At 67.6% G+C, this 18,088-nt stretch carries 15 protein-coding genes; 7 read left to right on the forward strand and 8 right to left on the reverse strand.

Annotated elements, in window-relative coordinates:
* Positions 1 to 305 precede the first annotated feature (305 nt).
* Together EV659_RS12750 and EV659_RS12755 are read left to right on the forward strand one after the other, a co-directional pair.
* On the forward strand, positions 306 to 2,102 hold the full coding sequence (locus tag EV659_RS12750) for a methyl-accepting chemotaxis protein (protein WP_132709276.1): 1,797 nt from the start codon (positions 306 to 308) through the stop codon (positions 2,100 to 2,102).
* A 275-nt stretch (positions 2,103 to 2,377) separates the two neighbouring features.
* On the forward strand, positions 2,378 to 3,778 hold the full coding sequence (locus EV659_RS12755; RefSeq protein WP_200287548.1) for a DcaP family trimeric outer membrane transporter: 1,401 nt from the start codon (positions 2,378 to 2,380) through the stop codon (positions 3,776 to 3,778).
* A gap of 72 nt (positions 3,779 to 3,850) precedes the next feature.
* On the opposite strand, the gene EV659_RS12760 is transcribed toward EV659_RS12755, so the two are convergent.
* Positions 3,851 to 5,050 carry a serine hydrolase domain-containing protein gene (locus EV659_RS12760; protein ID WP_165878886.1) on the reverse strand — a complete coding sequence of 400 codons (1,200 nt, stop codon included), beginning with the start codon at positions 5,048 to 5,050 and terminating at the stop codon, positions 3,851 to 3,853.
* Between the two features lie 113 nt (positions 5,051 to 5,163).
* Here EV659_RS12760 and EV659_RS12765 point away from each other — a divergent pair, with 113 nt between their 5' ends.
* The gene (locus EV659_RS12765; RefSeq protein WP_165878887.1) at positions 5,164 to 6,567 is read left to right on the forward strand and encodes an MATE family efflux transporter; all 1,404 of its coding nucleotides are present in this window, start codon (positions 5,164 to 5,166) and stop codon (positions 6,565 to 6,567) included.
* A 443-nt stretch (positions 6,568 to 7,010) separates the two neighbouring features.
* On the opposite strand, the gene EV659_RS12770 is transcribed toward EV659_RS12765, so the two are convergent.
* Entirely contained in the window at positions 7,011 to 7,679 is a 669-nt protein-coding gene (locus tag EV659_RS12770) for a head GIN domain-containing protein (RefSeq protein ID WP_132709279.1), read from the reverse strand.
* 32 nt (positions 7,680 to 7,711) lie between these two features.
* Positions 7,712 to 8,422 carry a head GIN domain-containing protein gene (locus EV659_RS12775; protein WP_132709280.1) on the reverse strand — a complete coding sequence of 237 codons (711 nt, stop codon included), beginning with the start codon at positions 8,420 to 8,422 and terminating at the stop codon, positions 7,712 to 7,714.
* A gap of 82 nt (positions 8,423 to 8,504) precedes the next feature.
* Here EV659_RS12775 and EV659_RS12780 point away from each other — a divergent pair, with 82 nt between their 5' ends.
* Positions 8,505 to 8,936 carry a DUF2794 domain-containing protein gene (locus tag EV659_RS12780; RefSeq protein WP_200287546.1) on the forward strand — a complete coding sequence of 144 codons (432 nt, stop codon included), beginning with the start codon at positions 8,505 to 8,507 and terminating at the stop codon, positions 8,934 to 8,936.
* A 128-nt stretch (positions 8,937 to 9,064) separates the two neighbouring features.
* Here the strand turns inward: EV659_RS12780 and EV659_RS12785 are convergent, their stop codons facing one another.
* The 4 genes from EV659_RS12785 to rph all read right to left on the reverse strand — a co-directional run bounded on the left by EV659_RS12785 (position 9,065) and on the right by rph (position 12,751).
* Positions 9,065 to 9,814 (reverse strand): Bax inhibitor-1/YccA family protein, encoded by a 750-nt coding sequence (locus EV659_RS12785; RefSeq protein ID WP_132709281.1) that lies wholly within the window; start codon positions 9,812 to 9,814, stop codon positions 9,065 to 9,067.
* Positions 9,815 to 9,961: 147 nt separating this feature from the next.
* Positions 9,962 to 11,200: a radical SAM family heme chaperone HemW gene (gene hemW, locus EV659_RS12790; RefSeq protein WP_132709325.1), complete on the reverse strand. Its 1,239-nt coding sequence runs from the start codon at positions 11,198 to 11,200 to the stop codon at positions 9,962 to 9,964.
* A gap of 190 nt (positions 11,201 to 11,390) precedes the next feature.
* Positions 11,391 to 12,032 (reverse strand): non-canonical purine NTP pyrophosphatase, encoded by a 642-nt coding sequence (locus EV659_RS12795; RefSeq protein WP_132709282.1) that lies wholly within the window; start codon positions 12,030 to 12,032, stop codon positions 11,391 to 11,393.
* On the reverse strand, positions 12,032 to 12,751 hold the full coding sequence (gene rph / locus EV659_RS12800; protein ID WP_132709283.1) for a ribonuclease PH: 720 nt from the start codon (positions 12,749 to 12,751) through the stop codon (positions 12,032 to 12,034). The genes EV659_RS12795 and rph overlap by 1 nt, the downstream gene beginning before the upstream one ends.
* Positions 12,752 to 13,025: 274 nt before the next feature.
* On the opposite strand from rph, the gene hrcA reads away from it, so the two are divergent.
* Together hrcA and EV659_RS12810 are read left to right on the forward strand one after the other, a co-directional pair.
* On the forward strand, positions 13,026 to 14,081 hold the full coding sequence (gene hrcA / locus EV659_RS12805; protein WP_132709326.1) for a heat-inducible transcriptional repressor HrcA: 1,056 nt from the start codon (positions 13,026 to 13,028) through the stop codon (positions 14,079 to 14,081).
* A gap of 134 nt (positions 14,082 to 14,215) precedes the next feature.
* Positions 14,216 to 15,058, forward strand: coding sequence for a nucleotide exchange factor GrpE (locus EV659_RS12810; protein WP_132709284.1), 843 nt, complete (start codon positions 14,216 to 14,218; stop codon positions 15,056 to 15,058).
* Positions 15,059 to 15,141: 83 nt separating this feature from the next.
* Here EV659_RS12810 and lepB read toward each other — a convergent pair whose 3' ends face one another.
* Positions 15,142 to 15,918 (reverse strand): signal peptidase I, encoded by a 777-nt coding sequence (gene lepB, locus EV659_RS12815; protein WP_132709285.1) that lies wholly within the window; start codon positions 15,916 to 15,918, stop codon positions 15,142 to 15,144.
* Positions 15,919 to 16,137: 219 nt separating this feature from the next.
* Between lepB and dnaK the strand changes: the two genes are divergently transcribed.
* On the forward strand, positions 16,138 to 18,078 hold the full coding sequence (gene dnaK / locus EV659_RS12820) for a molecular chaperone DnaK (RefSeq protein ID WP_132709286.1): 1,941 nt from the start codon (positions 16,138 to 16,140) through the stop codon (positions 18,076 to 18,078).
* Positions 18,079 to 18,088 lie beyond the last annotated feature (10 nt).

Genomic DNA, 18,088 nt, shown 5'->3' on the forward strand with positions numbered 1-18,088 from the left:
GCTTCCAGCCAGATGACCAGCGCCGCCCAGGGCCTGGCTCAGACGGCGGAAAACCTGTCCGGTGCTATGCAATCCTTCCTCACAACGCTGAAATGAAAAGTAATAAATAAACTGTTTAAAACAGCAATTCGTGCGAGCAACAATACTGTATAGTATTTAGAATAAGCGATATTAATATTGTATAATGATTTTTATTTATTTTTAATACTTAAATAACCAAGACATGAGAGGAGTCCAAATGGCGCGACCCAAATACAGGTAACAAAAACGCGCCATTTGTCCCCCTTCGTGATTCAGGTGATAAAATGCTTGATTGGTATCGAAGCTTATCGCTCACAGTGAAGATCAGCGTCGTCAGCGGCGTTCTTGTCCTGGCCACTGCCGTGGCGGTGGCCGTGACGGCTTACCGATTGACGGCCGGATCGGTGGCCGAGCAGGCGCAATCCCGTCAGACGACCAGCCTCAACATCGCGGCGGAAATGTTGGCCGACGCCCAGCCGGAGACGACGATTCGCTACCGCGACGGCGTCGTCGCCGACATCGTGACCGAGACCATCGGGTCGGTGTCCGACCATCGGCTGATCGATCGGATCAGCCGTGCCACGGGCGGTGTGGCGTCATTCTTTGTTTGGCACGAGGCTCGCCAGGTCTTCGTCCGCGAAAGCACGACCCTTCGTCACGCCGACGGCAATCGGATCCTTGACACGGTGCTCGATCCCGATGGCCCGGTGCTGCCGGTGATATCGGCCGGCCGCACCTATCGCGGCGAAGCGGCCGTTCAAGGGCAGGTCTTTTACGGTCTCTACCAACCCATCGAATCGCCCCAAGGCGCGGTGATCGGTCTGCTGTATGTGGGGATCGAGAAGCAGCAGATCGCCGACGTCCTGACCGCCCTGCGCAATCGGGTGGCTTTGGCCACGCTGGTGTCGGTGCTGGTCGCCGGCGGTCTGATCTGGTGGCTGATGCGCGCCAGCATCGGGCCGGTCCAACCGATCAGCGAGACCATCGCGCGGCTTAGCGACAATGATCTGGACGTGACGGTGCCGGCGATGGATCGGCACGACGAGATCGGCGTGATGGCCCGTTCGGTGGACGTGTTGCGCGACAAGATGGCCGAGCGCCAGGCGTTGCAGGCGCGCCAGGCTGAGGCTGAGCGCGAACAGCAGCGTCGCGAGGCAGAGCAGGCCGAACGCGACCGCCAGGCCGAGCGTCAGCGCCAGGAGGAAGAGCGCGCGCACGAACAACAGATGGAAGAGCAGCGCCGCGCCGACATGGCTCGGATGGCCGACGAGTTCGAGCGTAATGTGGGCGAGTTGATCAACAATGTGGCGCACATGGCCGAGGAGATGGAGGCCACGTCGCGCGGCGTCAGCGTCAATGTGGAAGAGAGCAACGGTCAGTTGAAGGTGCTGATGACCGGCGCCGAGGGGGCTAATTCGGCGGCCCAGGCGGTGGCCACCGCCACCGAAGAGATGAGCGCCGCGATCTCGGAGGTGTCCAGCAACGTCCATGCGAGCAGCGAGGTCGCCCAACAGACCAACGCCACCGCCCAGGACGCCGGGCGCGATCTGGACGAACTGGTCGCCAACATCCGCACCATCAACGGCATTGTCGACGGCATCAACGATGTGGCCGACCAGACCAACTTGTTGGCGCTCAACGCGACCATCGAGGCAGCGCGTGCCGGCGATGCCGGCAAGGGCTTCGCGGTGGTGGCCTCTGAGGTCAAGGCACTGGCCAACCAGACCCAGAGGATGACCGACGACATCTCGGAACAACTGAGCGCCATCCAATCGCGCGCCGACCAGTCGGTGGGCTCCATGAAGGCGATTCTGGGCCAGGTGGAAAAGCTGGAAGGTGCCGCCACCCACATCGCGTCGAGCATTGAGGAGCAGGTGGCGGCGGTTCAGGAAATCAGCCAGTCCGCCCAGCGCGCTGCCAGCAGTTCCGACGAAATCACCCAGGGTATCAGCGGGGTCGAGGACGCCGGCGGCAGCATCGCCGCAGCGACCACGCAGATGAACACCGCCGCCGAAAGCCTGGCGGAAACGGCCGAAAAGCTCTCCGGGGCCATGCAGGCCTTCGTCGCCACCCTGCGATAGGGCGTCGAGGCGCGAACCATAGGGCGCGTGCGGTGGATAAAGCCGCCGCGTCCGGCTTGTAAACAAAAATTACCGGTGGGGAAGACGCGATAGCCCGTAGGACTAGACCGAGGTCTAATATCTCCAAGCAGTCGTGGCGGGCAGGATGTCGGGGTGGGAGCATCGTTTTGTACATGAGAGGGGAAAATCGGATGTGTCGGCGCCGTTTTAAACGCTGTATGACGATTTTGTTGTCCTGCACCATTTTAACCGGCCTGACTTTGAGTGGCCCGGCAATGGCGCAAAGCTCGGAGTCCGAGGCCGAGGCGCTCAAGGAGCGTGTGCGCAAGCTGGAGGCGCTGGTGGAGCGTCTGAGCGAGCGTCTGGCCGAAGACGAAAAGAAGATCGAGGAAAAGGAAGTCGAGATCCTCGAAACCAGCAGCCGTCTCGACGAGGCTGTTCGCAAGGTGGTGGAGGTCGAGCAGGAGGTCGATCAAGTGGCCGGCAAGGTCGAAAGCGCCAGCGTCGACGTGGAGAGCATGTCGCAGTTCTTCGAACGGGAGCGCAAGCCGGGCTTTTCCATCGGCGACACGCAGGTGACGTTCGGCGGCTATGTCAAGCTCGACACCACGGTGTCACGCTATTCCGACGGGGCGATCCCCAGTTCCAGTTTCGGGCGCGATTTCTATATCCCGTCGACCGTGCCGGTGGCGGCCGACGCCGACAGCGAGACGGTGTTGGACTTCAGCCCGCGCGAGACCCGGTTCCTGTTCAAGACCGAAACCCCGGTGGCCGGGCACACGCTCGGCTCGCATATCGAGTTGGACTTTCTGATCACCGACAATGACAATGAGGTGATCTCCAACAGCTTCACGCCGCGCATGCGTCAGGCGTTCCTGACCTATCGCGGGTTCCTGTTCGGCCAGGCCTGGTCGACCTTCTTCAACGTGTCCGCCCTGCCCGAAAACCTGGACTTCGTCGGCCCCACCGAAGGTACGGTGTTCGCCCGTCAGGCGATGATCCGCTACACCCACGGGCCGTTCGAGGTGGCGATCGAGAACCCCGAGACCACGGTGACCAGCCCCGGCGGCGCCCGGGTATTGGGCCAGAACGACCACCTGCCCGACCTGGTCGCCCGCTATACCCTCGATACCGACCTCGGCACCTTCAAGGTGGCGGGCATGTTGCGCCAGCTTCGCCTGGGCGAGGACACCGTGCTCGGCAATGGCGCCAACCAGTTGGTGCTCGACAAGAGCCAGACCGCATTGGGCATCGGCACGTCGATTTCGGGGCGCATGCCGCTTGGCGAGCGCGACGATTTCCGCTTCATGGCCAATGTGGGCCAAGGGCTCGGCCGGTATCTGGGGCTGGCGCTGGTCAACGGCGCGGCGATTGATGCCGCCACTGGCGAGTTGGACCCGATCTTCATCCATTCGGGTTTCGCCAGCTATCGCCATTTCTGGTCGGACCGCTGGCGGTCGAACCTGACCTTCAGCTATTTCCGCGCCGACAATCCGGTGGAAAAGACCGGTTTGGGCGTCACCGACCGGTCCTGGTCGGGGCATGTGAACCTGCTCTATTCGCCGGCGTCCAAGCTGACCCTGGGGATGGAATACATCTACGGCCAGCGCCGGATCGAGGCGGGCGAGACCGGCTCGCTCAGCCGGGTGCAGTTCTCGGCCAAATACGGCTTCTGATCGGCCGGTCGCGGCGGCGGGCTTGCTCGCCGCCGCCCCGCGCCGTCCCGCGCCGCCCCTCGGGCCTGCCGGTCAGCAGCGGATGTGGCTCCAGTCGTCCACCGGCTGGTCCAGATGGCGGTCGAACAGGTCGGGCATCAAGGTCCAGCCCTTGCAGCTGTTGGAATTCCACAGCGCCACATAGCCCAGATCCTGGTCGGGCATGAAGGCGATCTGGGCGGAATAGCCGTCGACGCCCCCGGCATGGTAGATCATCGTCAGGTCGCGATAGTCATAGACCCGCCAGCCCAGCGCATAGTGGGTCTGGGTGACCCGCCCGCGCAGCCAGCGCGCGCGCCGGGTCTCGTGGCGCGACGCCACGCGCGGCCGGTGCGCTTCCTCCAGCACCGCGTCGGACAGCACCTCAGGGCTCAGGCCCATCTGCGCCTTGAGCCAGGCCAGCATGTCATCGAGGCTGGCATTGATGCCGCCCGCCGACGGCACCCGGTAATAGGCCGGCTCGGGCGTCACCTCGGCCAGGCCGCGCCGGGTGCCCACATGGGGGTGGGCCCAGTTGGCGTCGGCCTTGAGCGCGTCGAGCCCGAACGAGGCGTGGCGCATGGCCAGGGGCTCGAACAGCCGCCGCGTCACTACCGCCTCATAGTCGCCGCCGGTGGCGCGCGCCACCGCCGGTTCGATCAGGCTGAACGCCACATTCTGATAGACGTAGCAATCGCCGACCCGGCACACCAGCTTCACCCCGCCGAGGCGCTTGAAGATGTTGGTCACCGGCACATCGGCTTCCAACAGATTGTCATAGGCGTGCGGCGGCAGGCCGAGCCGGTGGCTGAGCACATGTTCGAGCGTCGCCCGGTCGCGTTCGCGCTGGTCGGCAAGGCGGAAATAGGGTGCGTCGCGGGCCACCGGCTGGGTCAGGTCGAGCTTGCCGGCCTCGACCAACTGGGCCGCCAGGGTGCCGGCGAAGCCCTTGGACAGCGAGGCCAGGCGGAACCGGGTATCCGGGCGCACCGCCGCGTCGCCGCCGCGCACCCGGGTGCCCCGCGTCTCGGCCAGGATCACCTCGCCGCCGGCGACGATGCCGACCGCCAGGCCGACCATGTCGTCGCGGCGCATCAAGGCATCGATCCGGGCGCGCAGGGCGGCCAGGTCGTCTTCGTGCAGGGCCAGCGCCGGTCGGGGCGCGAGCGTGAGAACCAGACACAGGCTGACGAGAACGGGTCGGATGGCGGCGATCATGGGCCGGACGGTGTCGCGCCGGCGCGCGGCTGTCAAGGCGATTGCCGCCCTGCTTTGGTCGCAATAGGATGCCGCGCCGTGCTGCGGATTCCGGGTCATGTGGACGCCGCGCCTGGGACCCCTGCGTGATCCTGAGGACCGGACCCACAATGCCTTCGACCCGTTTCAACCGGGTGGCGCACGTGCGCGCCCTCGTGTCGCTCGCCTGGCCGATCATGCTCGCCCAGGGCGTGCTGATCGCCATCGCCAATGTGGACCTGATCATGGTCGGCCAGGCGTCGACCGCCGAGCTGGCCTATCTCGGCGTCGGCCGGCAGGTCTATTGGCTGGCGGCGGTCATGGGCTTTGCCTGCATGGCCGGCATTCAGGTGTTCGTGGCCCGCGCCGACGGCCTTGGCGACCGCCGCGCCGCCCGCGCGGCCTGGGCGCAGGGGCAGCTTTATGCTGCGGTGCTGGGGCTGCTGCTGGGGGCCCTGGCGGCGGTCGCGGGGCCGCTGGCGCTGGGGGCCATGGGGCTGGAGCCCGCCCTGGTGCGCGAGGGCAGCCACTATATCTGGGTCACCGCCTTGGGCCTGCCGGTGGTGTTCCTGTCCACCGCCGCGATGCTCACCTATGAAGGCATCAGCCGGCCGCGCCCGGGCATGGCCATCGTGGTGTCGACGATCCCGCTCAACATCGCGCTCAACTGGCTGCTGATCGAGGGCCGGTGGGGGCTGCCGGCCATGGGCGCTACGGGTGCCGGCTGGGCGACCAATCTGAGCTATCTGGTGGCGGCGGTGGCACAGATCGCCGTGCTGGTGCGCGCGCCGGGCTTGCGCCGCTATGGCTTTCGCCTGCGCGCGCTGGCCCGACGCCGGTGGCGGGGGGTGTGGCGCGACGGCCGGCCCTTGCGCCGCTTCGGCTTGGCGCCCGGCCTCGCCGCCGGGGTCGAAATGGCCAGCTTCGCGCTGTTGTCGTTCTATGCCGCGCGGCTCGGCGAACGCCCGGTGGCGGCGTTTCAGGTGCTGCTCGGCCTGCACGCGATCTTGTTCCTGGTCGCCATGGGGCTCGCCGGGGCGGTGTCTGTGCGGGTCGGCAATGCGGTCGGGCGCCGGGACTGGGCGGCGATCGGCCCGATCACCGGGCTCGGCGCCGGGCTCACCGTCACCGTCATGGGCCTGCTCAGCCTGGGTCTGTGGCTGGCGCCCGAGACCTTGGCCGGGCTGTTCAACGACGAACCGGCGACCCGGGCGCTCGCCGCCGACATGGTGCGCGCGCTGGCGCCGGCGATCGCCTTCGACGGTCTGCAGTTCGTGCTGGTGTTCGCGTTGCGCGCCGCCGGCGACCAGAAGATGGCGGCGGTGTTGCAGATCCTGTCCATGTGGCTGGGCATGGCGGTGGGCGGCGCGGTCGCAACCTTCGCGCTCGGCTGGGGGGCCATGGGGCCGGTGGCGGGGTTCGCCGCCGGCGTGGTGCTGGCGGCGCTGTTGCTCGGCGCGCGCTTTGCGGTCATGGCCCGGCGCTGGGCGGTCCGCACCGATGGTGATCGCGCGGCCACCCGGGCGCTCGGCTGACCGCCTCCGGTCTCTCCCCGGTCTTGCCCCGGGGGGTCAACGCGAGCGCCGCGACGCCATCCACTCGCTGCCGACCCTTGGGCACCCGCCGGACCGCGATCCGGCCACCGGTGCCGGAGGGATTGCCGCGCCGCCTTGCGGCGGCTCGCAAGGATAGCGTCGAGCGGGCAATGCCGGTCAGCCAGACCAAATCAGCCAGACCAAATCAGCCAGACCAGATCGAGCCGGCCGGGGCCTGCGGGCGCCAAGTGGCGGCGTGAGCGGGCCAACGCGGTCGGCGGCCCGGCGCGGTCGGCGGCCCGACGGCGCCCGACGCCTGATCCAAACCCCGTTGCCTTTGCCGCTGCGCCCTGTCGCTCCGCTGTCTCGCCGGGTCCACGGGGGCCGTCGGGCCGGCCGCCCCGGGAGAGCGGCGCGGCCCGGCGGCCGGCGGTTGCGATCGATCAGGCGTCGTCGTCGTGGACGGTGACGTCGCCCGAGCCCGAGACCCGCTGACGAACCATCGGACCGCCATAGACGTCCACATCGCCCGAGCCCGACACGGTCACCTGGAGGGTGTCGCTGGCATGGACCGAGGCGTCGCCCGAGCCCGAGATGCTCAGCACCACATCCTCGGCGAGCAGGTCCTTGGCGTCGATGTCGCCCGAGCCCGACATGGACAGCTTGGCGCTGGTGCAGCGCCCGGACAACTCGGCGTCGCCCGAGCCCGACACCGCCAGGGTGAAGGTGTCGGTGTCGATGCCCTCGGCCTCCACGTCGCCCGAGCCCGATAGCTTGATCTCGTCGAGCGTGGCCACCGAGATCTCGATGTCCAGGTCGTTGTCGCCGCTGAACCAGCCGCGCCGGGTCGGTTGACGGATCTTGAGAATGCCGTCTTCCACCTCGGTTTCGACCTTGCCGAGGTCGTCGGCGGTCAGGGTGACGCGCTGGTCGCCGCCGACGTGGATCTCCAGATCGCCATGGCCTTCCATGTGGACGCCGTGGAAGGCGGGCAGCGGCCGTGTCTCGGTCTGGTCGGCGAGCGCCGGGCCGGTGGCCAGGACGGCCAGCGCCAAGGCAGTGGCGGCAGTGCGCCCGGTGCGTCCGGTCGCATGGGGGTATGGGGTGGTCATGTCTCGTCTCCCGTTGTTAGCGCGCGGTCGGCTTAGTCGTGCACGTCGATCGAGCCCAGCAGGCCGTCGCGGGTGTCGACCCGATCGGGCTTACCATAGACGTCGATCTCGCCGACGCCGTTGATCCGTGCCTTGACCCGCTCGCTGGCATAGACCGATGCGTCGCCCGCGCCATTGAGCGCGATGTCGACGGCCTTGCAGTGCAGATCCTCCAGGTCGATATCGCCGGCGCCGTTGACTTCCACGATCAGGCTGTCGCAGCTGCCCTCGGCCTCCAGATCGGCTGCGCCGTTGATCTCGATGCGCAGGTCGCCGGCGTCGGGCAAGGCCAGGTCGGCGTCGACCGCGCCGTCGACCACCAGCGCCTCAAGCATCGGCAGGGCCACGCGCACCTCCACGTCAATGTCGTTGCGGTCGCCCCAGGCGATGCGGTTCCGGTCGTCGTCGATGGTCAATACGCCGTCTTCGACCGTGGTCTCCACCTTGTCCTGATGGTCGTCGCGGGTGGTGACGGTCACCGCGAAGTCTTCGCCGGCGACCACATTGAGGTCCATGCCGCCTTCGATATGCAGCTGCGTGAAGCCGTCGACGGCGCGCGTCTGGGTCACGGTCTTGTGGCCGCGGTCATGGTCTTCATGGGCGCTGGCATCGGGGCCGGGTGCTACCCACAGAGCGGCACCGATCAGGCCGGCGGCGGCCAGGACGGGCACGGATACGGCGGTGGGAAAGGTCGGTCGCATCATGGTCTCCTCGCTGTTTATATATCGAGACTATATATCCGGCAGGCGGCCGGCGGCAAGACCAACCGGCGCCGGCGCTTGGTTTATGACCGCCGATCGGCCGGCGTGTGCATTGACCCTTGCCAAGCGGCCTTATGGGCGCAACCATCGGTTCATGGACGAGCAGAGCCCGATCACGCCGTTCCCCAAACCTGACAAGCCCGCCCGGCGCGGCGGCCAGGTGGCGTTCCGGCGCGAGGAGTTGATGCGGCTGATGACCGTTTATGGGCGGTTTGTCAGCGAGGGGCTGTGGCGCGATTATGCCCTGCACATGGGGGCTGAAGAAGCCGAGTTCGCGGTCTATCGCCGGGCTAGCGAGGTGCCGGTTTATCGCATCGTCAAATGCCCGGCGCTGGCGCGCAAGCAGGGTGCGTGGCGCATCCAGGGCATGGACGGTCGGGTGCTCAAGCGCGGCCGGGCACTCGAACCGCTGCTGCGCTATTTCGACGCCAAGCTGCTCAAGCTGGTTGAGGACTGAGCGCGCCGGGCGCGCCGGCCCCGGGGCTACCGGCGACGAAAAAAGGCGGCGTCCGTCAAGACGCCGCCCGAAGCGGGGCGTGGGCGGGCCGAAGCCTTGAGCGGCCCCCGCCCGCCGGTGTCTTTGGCCTATTCGCGATTGCCGAGCAGCGACAGCAGCATCATGAACAGGTTGACGAAGTCCAGATAGAGCGACAGCGCGCCCATCACCGAGGCCTTCTTCATCATTTCGGCATTGCCCACGACCATGTCGTAGGTTTGCCGGATGCGCTGAGTGTCATAGGCGGTCAGGGCGGCGAAGATCAGCACGCCGGCCACCGAGATGATGAACGACATCATGCTCGACGCCACGAAGATATTGACCAGCGACGCGATGATGATGCCGATCAGACCCATGATCGCGAACGTACCCACCGGGCCCAGGTCGCGCTTGGTGGTGTAGCCATAGAGGCTCAGCCCGCCGAAAGCGATGGCGGTGACGAAGAACACCTGGGCGATCGATTGGCCGGTGTAGGTATAGAAGATGCTCGACATGGAAATGCCGAACAGCACCGCAAAGGTCCAGAACAGCGCCTGGGTGGCGCCGGCGCTGAGCTTGTTGATGCCGAAGCTCAGCACCAGGATGAAGGCCAGCGGCGACAGGGTGGCGATCCAGCCGAGCCCGGTCATGCCCACCGGCCGGCCCGCCTGCATCTGGTAGAACAGCCCCGACAGGGCGTCGTTCGAGTAAACCAGCAGGGAGACGATGCCGGTCAGCAGCACCGCCGAGGCCATATAGTTGTAAACGCCCAACATATAGCGGCGCAGACCGGCATCGGTCGCCATGGACCGTGCGCCGGTCGCCCCATAGCCGGCCGTACGCATGTAACGGTTATCCATTGTTGCGGAACTCCCTTTCGCATTACGAGCGTTTAATATGTGGCAGCCATGCCCCCCACACAAGGGGCAACGGTGTCGCCGGGCCGGGCAATCCGGGGCGTTGGCTGCCGATCGGTCGCTGCTGGTTCACGCCGGCCGAAGGCGCGCTCAACCGGCCAAAAGCCGGGTCGCGATCGCGTCGGTGAGCGCGCGCTTGTCGGCCGGCACGACCAGCCGCCGACCGCGCCGCTCGATCAGCCCGGCGGCCACGGCGCGCGCGAGCGCGGGGCTCGCCAACAGCCGCCCGGCCGCCGGCCCCAGCCGGCGCGCGAGAGCGTCGAGGTCGAGCCCCTCGGCCAGGCGCAGGCCCAGCATCACCATCTCTTCGCCGCGGGCGACGGCATCGAGCGGCTCCGCCTCGGCGATGCCGGTCGCCGCCCAGGGCGTCGTGCCGCCGGTCGCCGCATCCAGCCATGCCTGCGGCCGGCGGTGGGCCAGGGTGGCCAGGGCGACGGCTGCGGCACGGCGCGCGCCGTCAAGCCCGCCCGCGTGGTCGGCGTCGCCTGTCGTTACCGCCCCGTCGGCGCCGTCGATCTGCGCGCGGGCCGGCAGCCGGCCGTGGGCACCGGGGCCGATGCCGGCGTACCAGTCGCCTTGCCAATAAAGCCGGTTGTGGCGGCTTTCGGCGGCGGGCGCGGCGTGGTTGGAGATTTCGTAAGCCGGCAGCCCGGCGGCTGCGGTGCGGGCCTGGGTCAAGGCGTAGAGGTCGGCGGTGCGCTCGGCGTCCGGCGGGCGGAGGTTGCCGCGCGCCGCCTTGGCGGCGAAGGCGGTGCCGGGCTCGATGGTCAGTTGATAGAGCGACAGATGGTCGACGCCCAGCGCGATCATGGCGTCCAACTCGGCAGCCCAGGCGGCCGGCGTCTGGTCGGGGCGGGCGTAGATCAGGTCGGCGCTGACCCGGGCGAAGCAGGCGCGTGCGGTGTCGAGCGCGGCCAGCGCCTCGGCCGCCGAATGGTCGCGGCCCAGCAGCGCCAGGGCGGCGTCGTCGAGCGCCTGGACGCCGAGCGACAGGCGGTTGACCCCGGCGGCGGCGAAGTCGGCGAAGCGCGCGCGCTCGGCCGACCCGGGGTTGGCCTCCAGGTTGATCTCAAGCCGGCCCGGCGCCGCCGGCCACAGCCCGGTGGCGGTGTCGATCACATCCTGGACCAGCCCGGGCGGCATCAGCGACGGCGTGCCACCGCCGAAAAAGATGCTGGCCAGGCGCAGGTTGGGCCAGTGGGCATGGTGGGCCTTCAGGCTGGATTGGAGCGCATGGCGCCACAATGCCGGGTCCGGGGACCGGGATTTGTAAACATTGAAGTCGCAATAGGGGCAGATTCGGGTGCAGTAGGGCCAATGAATATACAGGCCAAATACATCCTCTTCCGCGCGGTCCGAGCGCGCCGGCGGCCCGCTGGCATGGGCGTCCGGCGCCCGGTCGGCGCCACCTCGGCCGGTCGCCCCGGTCGCGGGGCTGCCCGCCGCCCCGGCCGTCCCGCCGCCCCGGCCGTCCCCGGCGCCCGCTGCAGGGGCGGTGGGCGGCGGGCTCACCCGCTGGTCAGGGGGCGGCGCCAAGGCTGGTCCGGATCAGCTTGGCGAAGGCGTCGGCGCGGTGGCTCATGGCGTGCTTGGCCGCCGGGTCCATCTCGGCGAAGGTCTGCTCGTGCCCGTCGGGGACGAACACCGGGTCGAAGCCGAAGCCGCGGTCGCCGCGCGGCGGCCAGACCAGCCGTCCCGACACGGTGCCGAGCACGGTCTCGTCATGGCCGTCGGGCCAGGCCAGGCACAGCGCGCAGACGAAGCGCGCGCCGCGGTCCACGTCCGGCCCCAAGGCCTTGAGCCGATCCTCGACCTTCGCCATGGCGAGCCCGAAGTCGCGTTCGGGCCCGGCCCACAAGGCGGTGTCGACACCGGGCTCGCCGCCCAGGGCCGCCACTTCGAGGCCGCTGTCGTCGGACAGCGCCGGCTCGCCGGTGGCTTGGGCGGCGGCGTGGGCCTTTTGCCGGGCGTTGCCGGCGAAGGTGCCGCTGGTCTCGTCGGGCACCGGCAGGCCCAGATCGGCCACCGACACGGTGGCAAGGCCATAAGGGCGCAAAAGATCGCCGATCTCGCGCACCTTGCCCCGGTTGTGGCTGGCGACGATCAGGCGCGGCGCGCTGAGCCGCCGGCCGGTGGGCGCGCCTTGGGCAGCGTCGACCATCAGCGCAGCCCCAGCACGCGCTTCTGTTCGGCGGTGATCGCGTCGCAGCCGATGCGCGCCAGGCGCATCAGGCGCAGAAACTGTTCCTCGGCGAACGGCTCGCCTTCGGCCGTGCCCTGGATTTCGACCACCCCGCCGGTGCCGGTGAGGACGAAATTGGCGTCGGCGTCGGCGGTCGAATCCTCGTCATAGTCCAGGTCGAGCACCGGGGTGTTCTTGTACAGCCCGCAGCTCACCGCGGCGACCGTGTCCTTGACCGGCAGGGTCTCGATCAGGCCGGCATCGCGCATGGTGCGCAGGCATTCGTGCAACGCCACGAACCCGCCCGAGATGGCGGCGGTGCGGGTGCCGCCGTCGGCCTGGATCACGTCGCAGTCGATGCGGATCTGGCGCTCGCCGATGCGGGTCAGATCGACGGCGGCGCGCAGCGCGCGGCCGATCAGACGCTGGATTTCCTGGGTACGGCCGGACTGTTTGCCGCGCGCCGCCTCGCGGTCGCCGCGGGTGTGGGTGGCGCGCGGCAGCATGCCGTATTCGGCGGTCACCCAGCCCTTGCCGGTGTCGCGCAGCCAGGGTGGCGTGCGCGATTCGAGCGACGCGGTACACAGCACATGAGTATCGCCGAACTTGACCATGCACGAGCCTTCGGCGTGCTTGGCATAACCGGTTTCGAACGAGAGTTCGCGCATTTCGTCGGTCGCGCGGCCGCTGGGTCGCATTCGGAGACTCCGTGTACAACAGGGAAAAGACGGCCCTCCATAGCCCGACCGCCCGGCGCCGTCCAGCCATGCGCCCCGGGCTTCACACGATCTCCACCCCGTCATTGCGCCATGCGCCCGCCCTGTCCGCCGTCCCTGGCCACGACGCCCCGGCCGCGTCACCGTCACCGGACCGGACCCGAGATCCCTCGGACGGCACCGGCGAACGGGCGGCCAAGTTGACGCGCAACCGGGCGCGCCCTACATGGCGTGCTGAGGGATAATGGACAAAACCATGCGCATCGAGGACCTGAACGACCGGTCGCGGGCGATCTTCCGGTACATCGTCGAAAGCTATCTGGAAACTGGCGAACCGGTCGGCTCGCGGACCCTGTCGCGCATGGCCGGTGTCAGCCTGTCGGCGGCGTCGGTGCGCAATGTGATGGCCGACCTGGAGGATCTGGGGCTGTTGGAATCGCCCCACACCTCGGCCGGCCGCCTGCCGTCGCATCTGGGGTTGCGGCTGTTCGTCGACGGCCTGCTGGAAGTGGGCGACCTGAGCGAGGCCGAGCGCGCCAATATCGAAAGCCAGTGTCAGGCGCGCGGGCGCTCGCCCGACGATGTGCTCGGCGAGGCGACGCAATTGCTGTCGGGCCTGAGCCGCTGCGCCGGGCTGGTGGTGGCGGAAAAGGTCGAGACGCCGGTGCGCCACGTGGAGTTCGTCCATCTGGGGCCGGGCCGGGCGCTGGTGGTGGTGGTGCACGAAAATGGCGACGTGGAAAACCGCGTCGTCGATGTGCCGCAGGGCCTGCCGCCGGTGGCGCTGCAACATGCATCCAACTATCTCAATGCGCGCTTCGCCGGGCGCACCTTCGAGGAAGCCAAGAAGCTGATCGAAGACGAGATCAGCCACGACCAGGCGGCCCTTGACGTGCTGGCTGCGCGGATCGTCCAGGCCGGGCTCGCCACCTGGGGCGGGGTCGAGCAGGACCCGGCGTTGATCGTCCGCGGCCAGGCCAATCTGTTGGAGGACGTGCGCGCCATCGAGGATCTGGAGCGGGTGCGCCGGCTCCTTGAAGACCTGGAGACCAAGCGCGATATGCTGCGGCTGGTGAAGGCGTCGCGCGATGCCGAGGGCGTGCGCATCTTCATCGGCGCGGAAAACAACCTGTTTTCTTTGTCGGGCAGTTCGGTCATCGTCGCGCCTTATGTGAGCGGCGACGACAGCGACGATCCCACCCGACGCAAGATTGTCGGCGTGATCGGGGTGATCGGGCCCACGCGGCTGAATTATGCCCGCATCATCCCGATGGTCGATTATACGGCCCGGGTCGTGGGGCGGCTCTTGTGAGCCGTGTCGGTGGACCGGGGCTTCGGCCGGGGCGCCGATGGGAGCGGCGGCGCCGACAGCCGGCCGATCCGCCGCGCGACCAATTACATGCACGACGCCAGACCAAGGCCAGATCAAACAAGGATAGGGTTTCGATGAGTGATCAACGCGGACACAGCGGCAAGGACCCCAAGACCGGGCCCGGCACCCAGGCGGAGACGCCGGGCGAGGGTCAGCCCGGTTGGGAGCCCGTGACGCCCGGCGACGCGACCAACGAGGCCGCCGGCCGGCCCGACGGCGACGCGGCAAAGACACGGCTTGACGACGTGATCCAGGAAGCCGCGCGGGCCGGCGCCGCCAAGGCTGAAGAAAGCGCCGCCAAGGCCGCGGCGAGCGGCCAGCCGGCGCCGGACGACGCCGACGAGGCGGACGGCGCGCGCGATGGCGAGACCGCCGCCCATGCCGGCGACAGCTCGGCGGCGCTGGCGGCCGAGGTCGAGGCGCTGAAGGACCAACTGGCGCGCACCGAGGCCGACCGGCGCAACGAACGGCGCCGGCTGGAAAAGGAAAAGCAGGACGCGTCGGCTTACGCCATTACCAGCTTTTCGCGCGATCTGTTGAGCGTCGCCGACTTTCTGCGCATGGCGCTCGATAGCATGCCCGACGACCTGAAGAGCGACCCCAAGGTGTCGACCTTCTACCAGGGCGTCGAGATGACCGAGAAAGAGTTGCAGGCGGTGTTGCAGCGCCAGGGCATCAAGCAGTTTCGGCCCGAAGGCGAGGCGTTCGACCCCAACCGTCACCAAGCCATGGGCGAAGTGGCGAGCGATACGGTCGAACCGGGCAAGGTGGCCCAGGTGCTCAAGCCCGGCTATGTGATCAAGGACCGGCTGTTGCGCGCCGCCATGGTCAATGTGGCCAAGGCGCCGCAGCCGGACCCGGGGGCCGAGGCCGGCGAAGACGGGCCGGCCCAGCCGGGCGTCGATCGCGAAGCCTGACCGTCCGCCCCGAACGCGGCGTGTCGATCAACGGGCCGGTGCCCCGGGGGGCGCCGGCCTTTGCGTTGTCGGTGTGGCGTTGCTTAGTTGAGGGCGCGGAAGAAGCGGCCCACGGGCACGCCGGCGGCGCAGCGGTCGTCGACCAGGCGGTCGCAATCGGCGATCGAGAAGCTGATCACGTCGGCACGGCCGATCAATTGCTCGGCGGGCACGAAGGTGAAGCCGCCGGGCGCCCGGCTGTCTTCGGAATTGTCCCGGTTGTCGCCCATCATGAAATAATGGTCCTCGGGCACCCGGAACGTCCGGGTGTTGTCGTAGCGCGCGCGGTCGCTGCGCTCATAGATGCGGTGGCTGGTGCCGCCGGGCAGGGTTTCTTCATACTCGGTGACCCGGACCGGAAAGCCGTGGCGGTCGACCAGGTCGAGCGTGCGCAGCGCCCGGCGTGGGACCACGGTGGCGTTGATCACCAACCGGCCGTTGCGCACCTGTACCGTATCGCCGGGCAGGCCGACCACGCGCTTGATATAGGTGGTGCCCTCGTCGATGTTGGGCCCGGCGCCTTTGGGCACGAAGAACACCGCGATGTCCCCGCGTTCGGGCGCGTTCTTCAGGATCCGGCCGTCGAACAGCGGCGGATTGAAAGGCATCGAATAGCGCGAATAGCCATAGACATATTTGTTGACCAGCAGCCGGTCGCCCACCTCCAGCGTCGGCACCATGCTCTCGGATGGGATGTGGTAGGACGCGTAGGCCAGCGTGGTGACGCCGAGCCAGATCGCGATCACCACCGCCACATCGCGCACGAGACCGCCGATTTTCGACGTGAGACCGAGGGCTTGTCTTGCCTGCTTCATGGCCATAAGTAAAAGCCTTGCTCGTCTGGGGCTGAGGCGGTGTTGTGCGCTGCGGCCCAATGGGTGTCAAGGCGTTGAACCGCAGACCCAGCACCCCATATTGCGATTGAACTGAACGAAAAGGCCGGAAAATTCCCCTTCCGGCGCCATTGTCCGACCAGAGATCGAAACCGGTGCTTCGTTGAAAGGCTGTTTCGATCGGCTGCAAAAAGGAGACGTCGAGTTATGGGTAAAGTCATTGGGATCGACCTGGGCACCACGAATTCGTGCGTGGCCATCATGGACGGTGACCAAGCCAAGGTGATCGAAAACGCCGAGGGCGCGCGGACCACGCCGTCCATGGTTGCGTTCACCGAGGATGGCGAGCGGCTGATCGGCCAGCCGGCCAAGCGTCAGGCGGTGACCAACCCCACCAACACCCTGTTCGCCATCAAGCGGCTGATTGGCCGCCCTTATGACGACCCGACGACCCAGAAGGACAAGGGCATGGTGCCCTATTCCATCGTCAAGGCCGACAATGGCGACGCCTGGGTCGAGGTCAATGGCGACAAGATGAGCCCGTCGCAGATCTCGGCGATGATCCTGCAGAAGATGAAGGAAACCGCCGAGAGCTATCTGGGCGAGGACGTCACCGACGCGGTGATCACCGTGCCGGCCTATTTCAACGACGCCCAGCGCCAGGCCACCAAGGACGCCGGCAAGATCGCCGGGCTCAACGTTCAACGGATCATCAACGAGCCCACCGCCGCGTCGCTGGCCTACGGTCTCGACAAGCAGGACGGCAAGACCATCGCCGTGTTCGACCTGGGCGGCGGCACCTTCGACGTGTCGATCCTGGAAATCGGCGACGGCGTGTTCGAGGTCAAGGCGACCAATGGCGACACCTTCCTCGGCGGTGAGGATTTCGACCTGCGGCTGGTCGAGTATCTGGCCGACGAGTTCAAGAAGGAACAGGGCATCGACCTGCGCCAGGACAAGCTGGCCCTGCAACGGCTCAAGGAAGCGGCTGAAAAGGCCAAGATCGAGCTGTCGTCGTCGACCCAGACCGAGATCAACCTGCCGTTCATCACCGCCGACCAGTCGGGGCCCAAGCACCTGACCATGAAGCTCAGCCGGTCGAAGATGGAAAGCCTGGTCGAGGACCTGATCGAGCGGACCATCGCGCCGTGCCGCAACGCGCTCAAGGACGCGGGCCTCGCCGCCGGTGAGATCGACGACGTGGTGCTGGTCGGCGGCATGACCCGCATGCCCAAGGTGCAGGAAAAGGTGAAGGCGTTCTTCGGCAAGGAGCCGCACAAGGGCGTCAACCCCGATGAGGTGGTGGCGCTCGGCGCGGCGATCCAGGCCGGCGTGTTGCAAGGCGACGTCAAGGACGTGCTGCTTCTGGATGTGACGCCCTTGTCGCTGGGCATCGAGACGCTGGGCGGCGTGTTCACCCGGCTGATCGACCGCAACACCACGATCCCGACCAAGAAAAGCCAGGTGTTCTCGACCGCGGAAGACAATCAGAACGCGGTGACCATCCGCGTGTTCCAGGGCGAACGCGAAATGGCCGCCGACAACAAGCTGCTCGGCCAGTTCGACCTGGTGGGCATTCCGCCCGCCCCGCGCGGCGTGCCGCAGATCGAGGTGACCTTCGACATCGACGCCAACGGCCTGGTCAATGTGTCGGCCAAGGACAAGGGCACCGGCAAGGAACAGGCGATCCGCATTCAGGCGTCGGGCGGTCTCAACGATGACGAGATCGAGCGCATGGTCCAGGAGGCCGAGGCCAACCGCGAGGCCGACCAGAAGAAGCGCGAACTGATCGACCTCAAGAACCAGGCCGACGCGCTGGTCCACTCGACCCAGAAGATGCTCGACGACTATGGCGACCAACTCGACGCCGCTGACAAAAGCGCCGTCGAGACCGCGCTCGGTGAGTTGAAGACCGCCGCCGAGGGCGACGACGCCGACGCCATCAAGCAGAAGATGGAAGCCGTCAACCAGACCGCCCAGAAGCTCGGCGAGCAGATGTACAAGGCGAGCCAGGAGGGCGCCCAGGCCGGTGGCGACGGCGCCGAAGGCGCGGCCGGCGGCCAAGCGTCGGGTCAGGCGTCCGGTCAGTCGGGCGACGACGACGTGGTCGACGCGGACTTCGAAGAAGTCGACGACGACAAAAAGTAAAGCGGGGTTG

It is taken from the genome of Rhodothalassium salexigens DSM 2132 (assembly GCF_004341375.1).
Taxonomy (GTDB): Bacteria; Pseudomonadota; Alphaproteobacteria; order Sphingomonadales; family Rhodothalassiaceae; genus Rhodothalassium; species Rhodothalassium salexigens.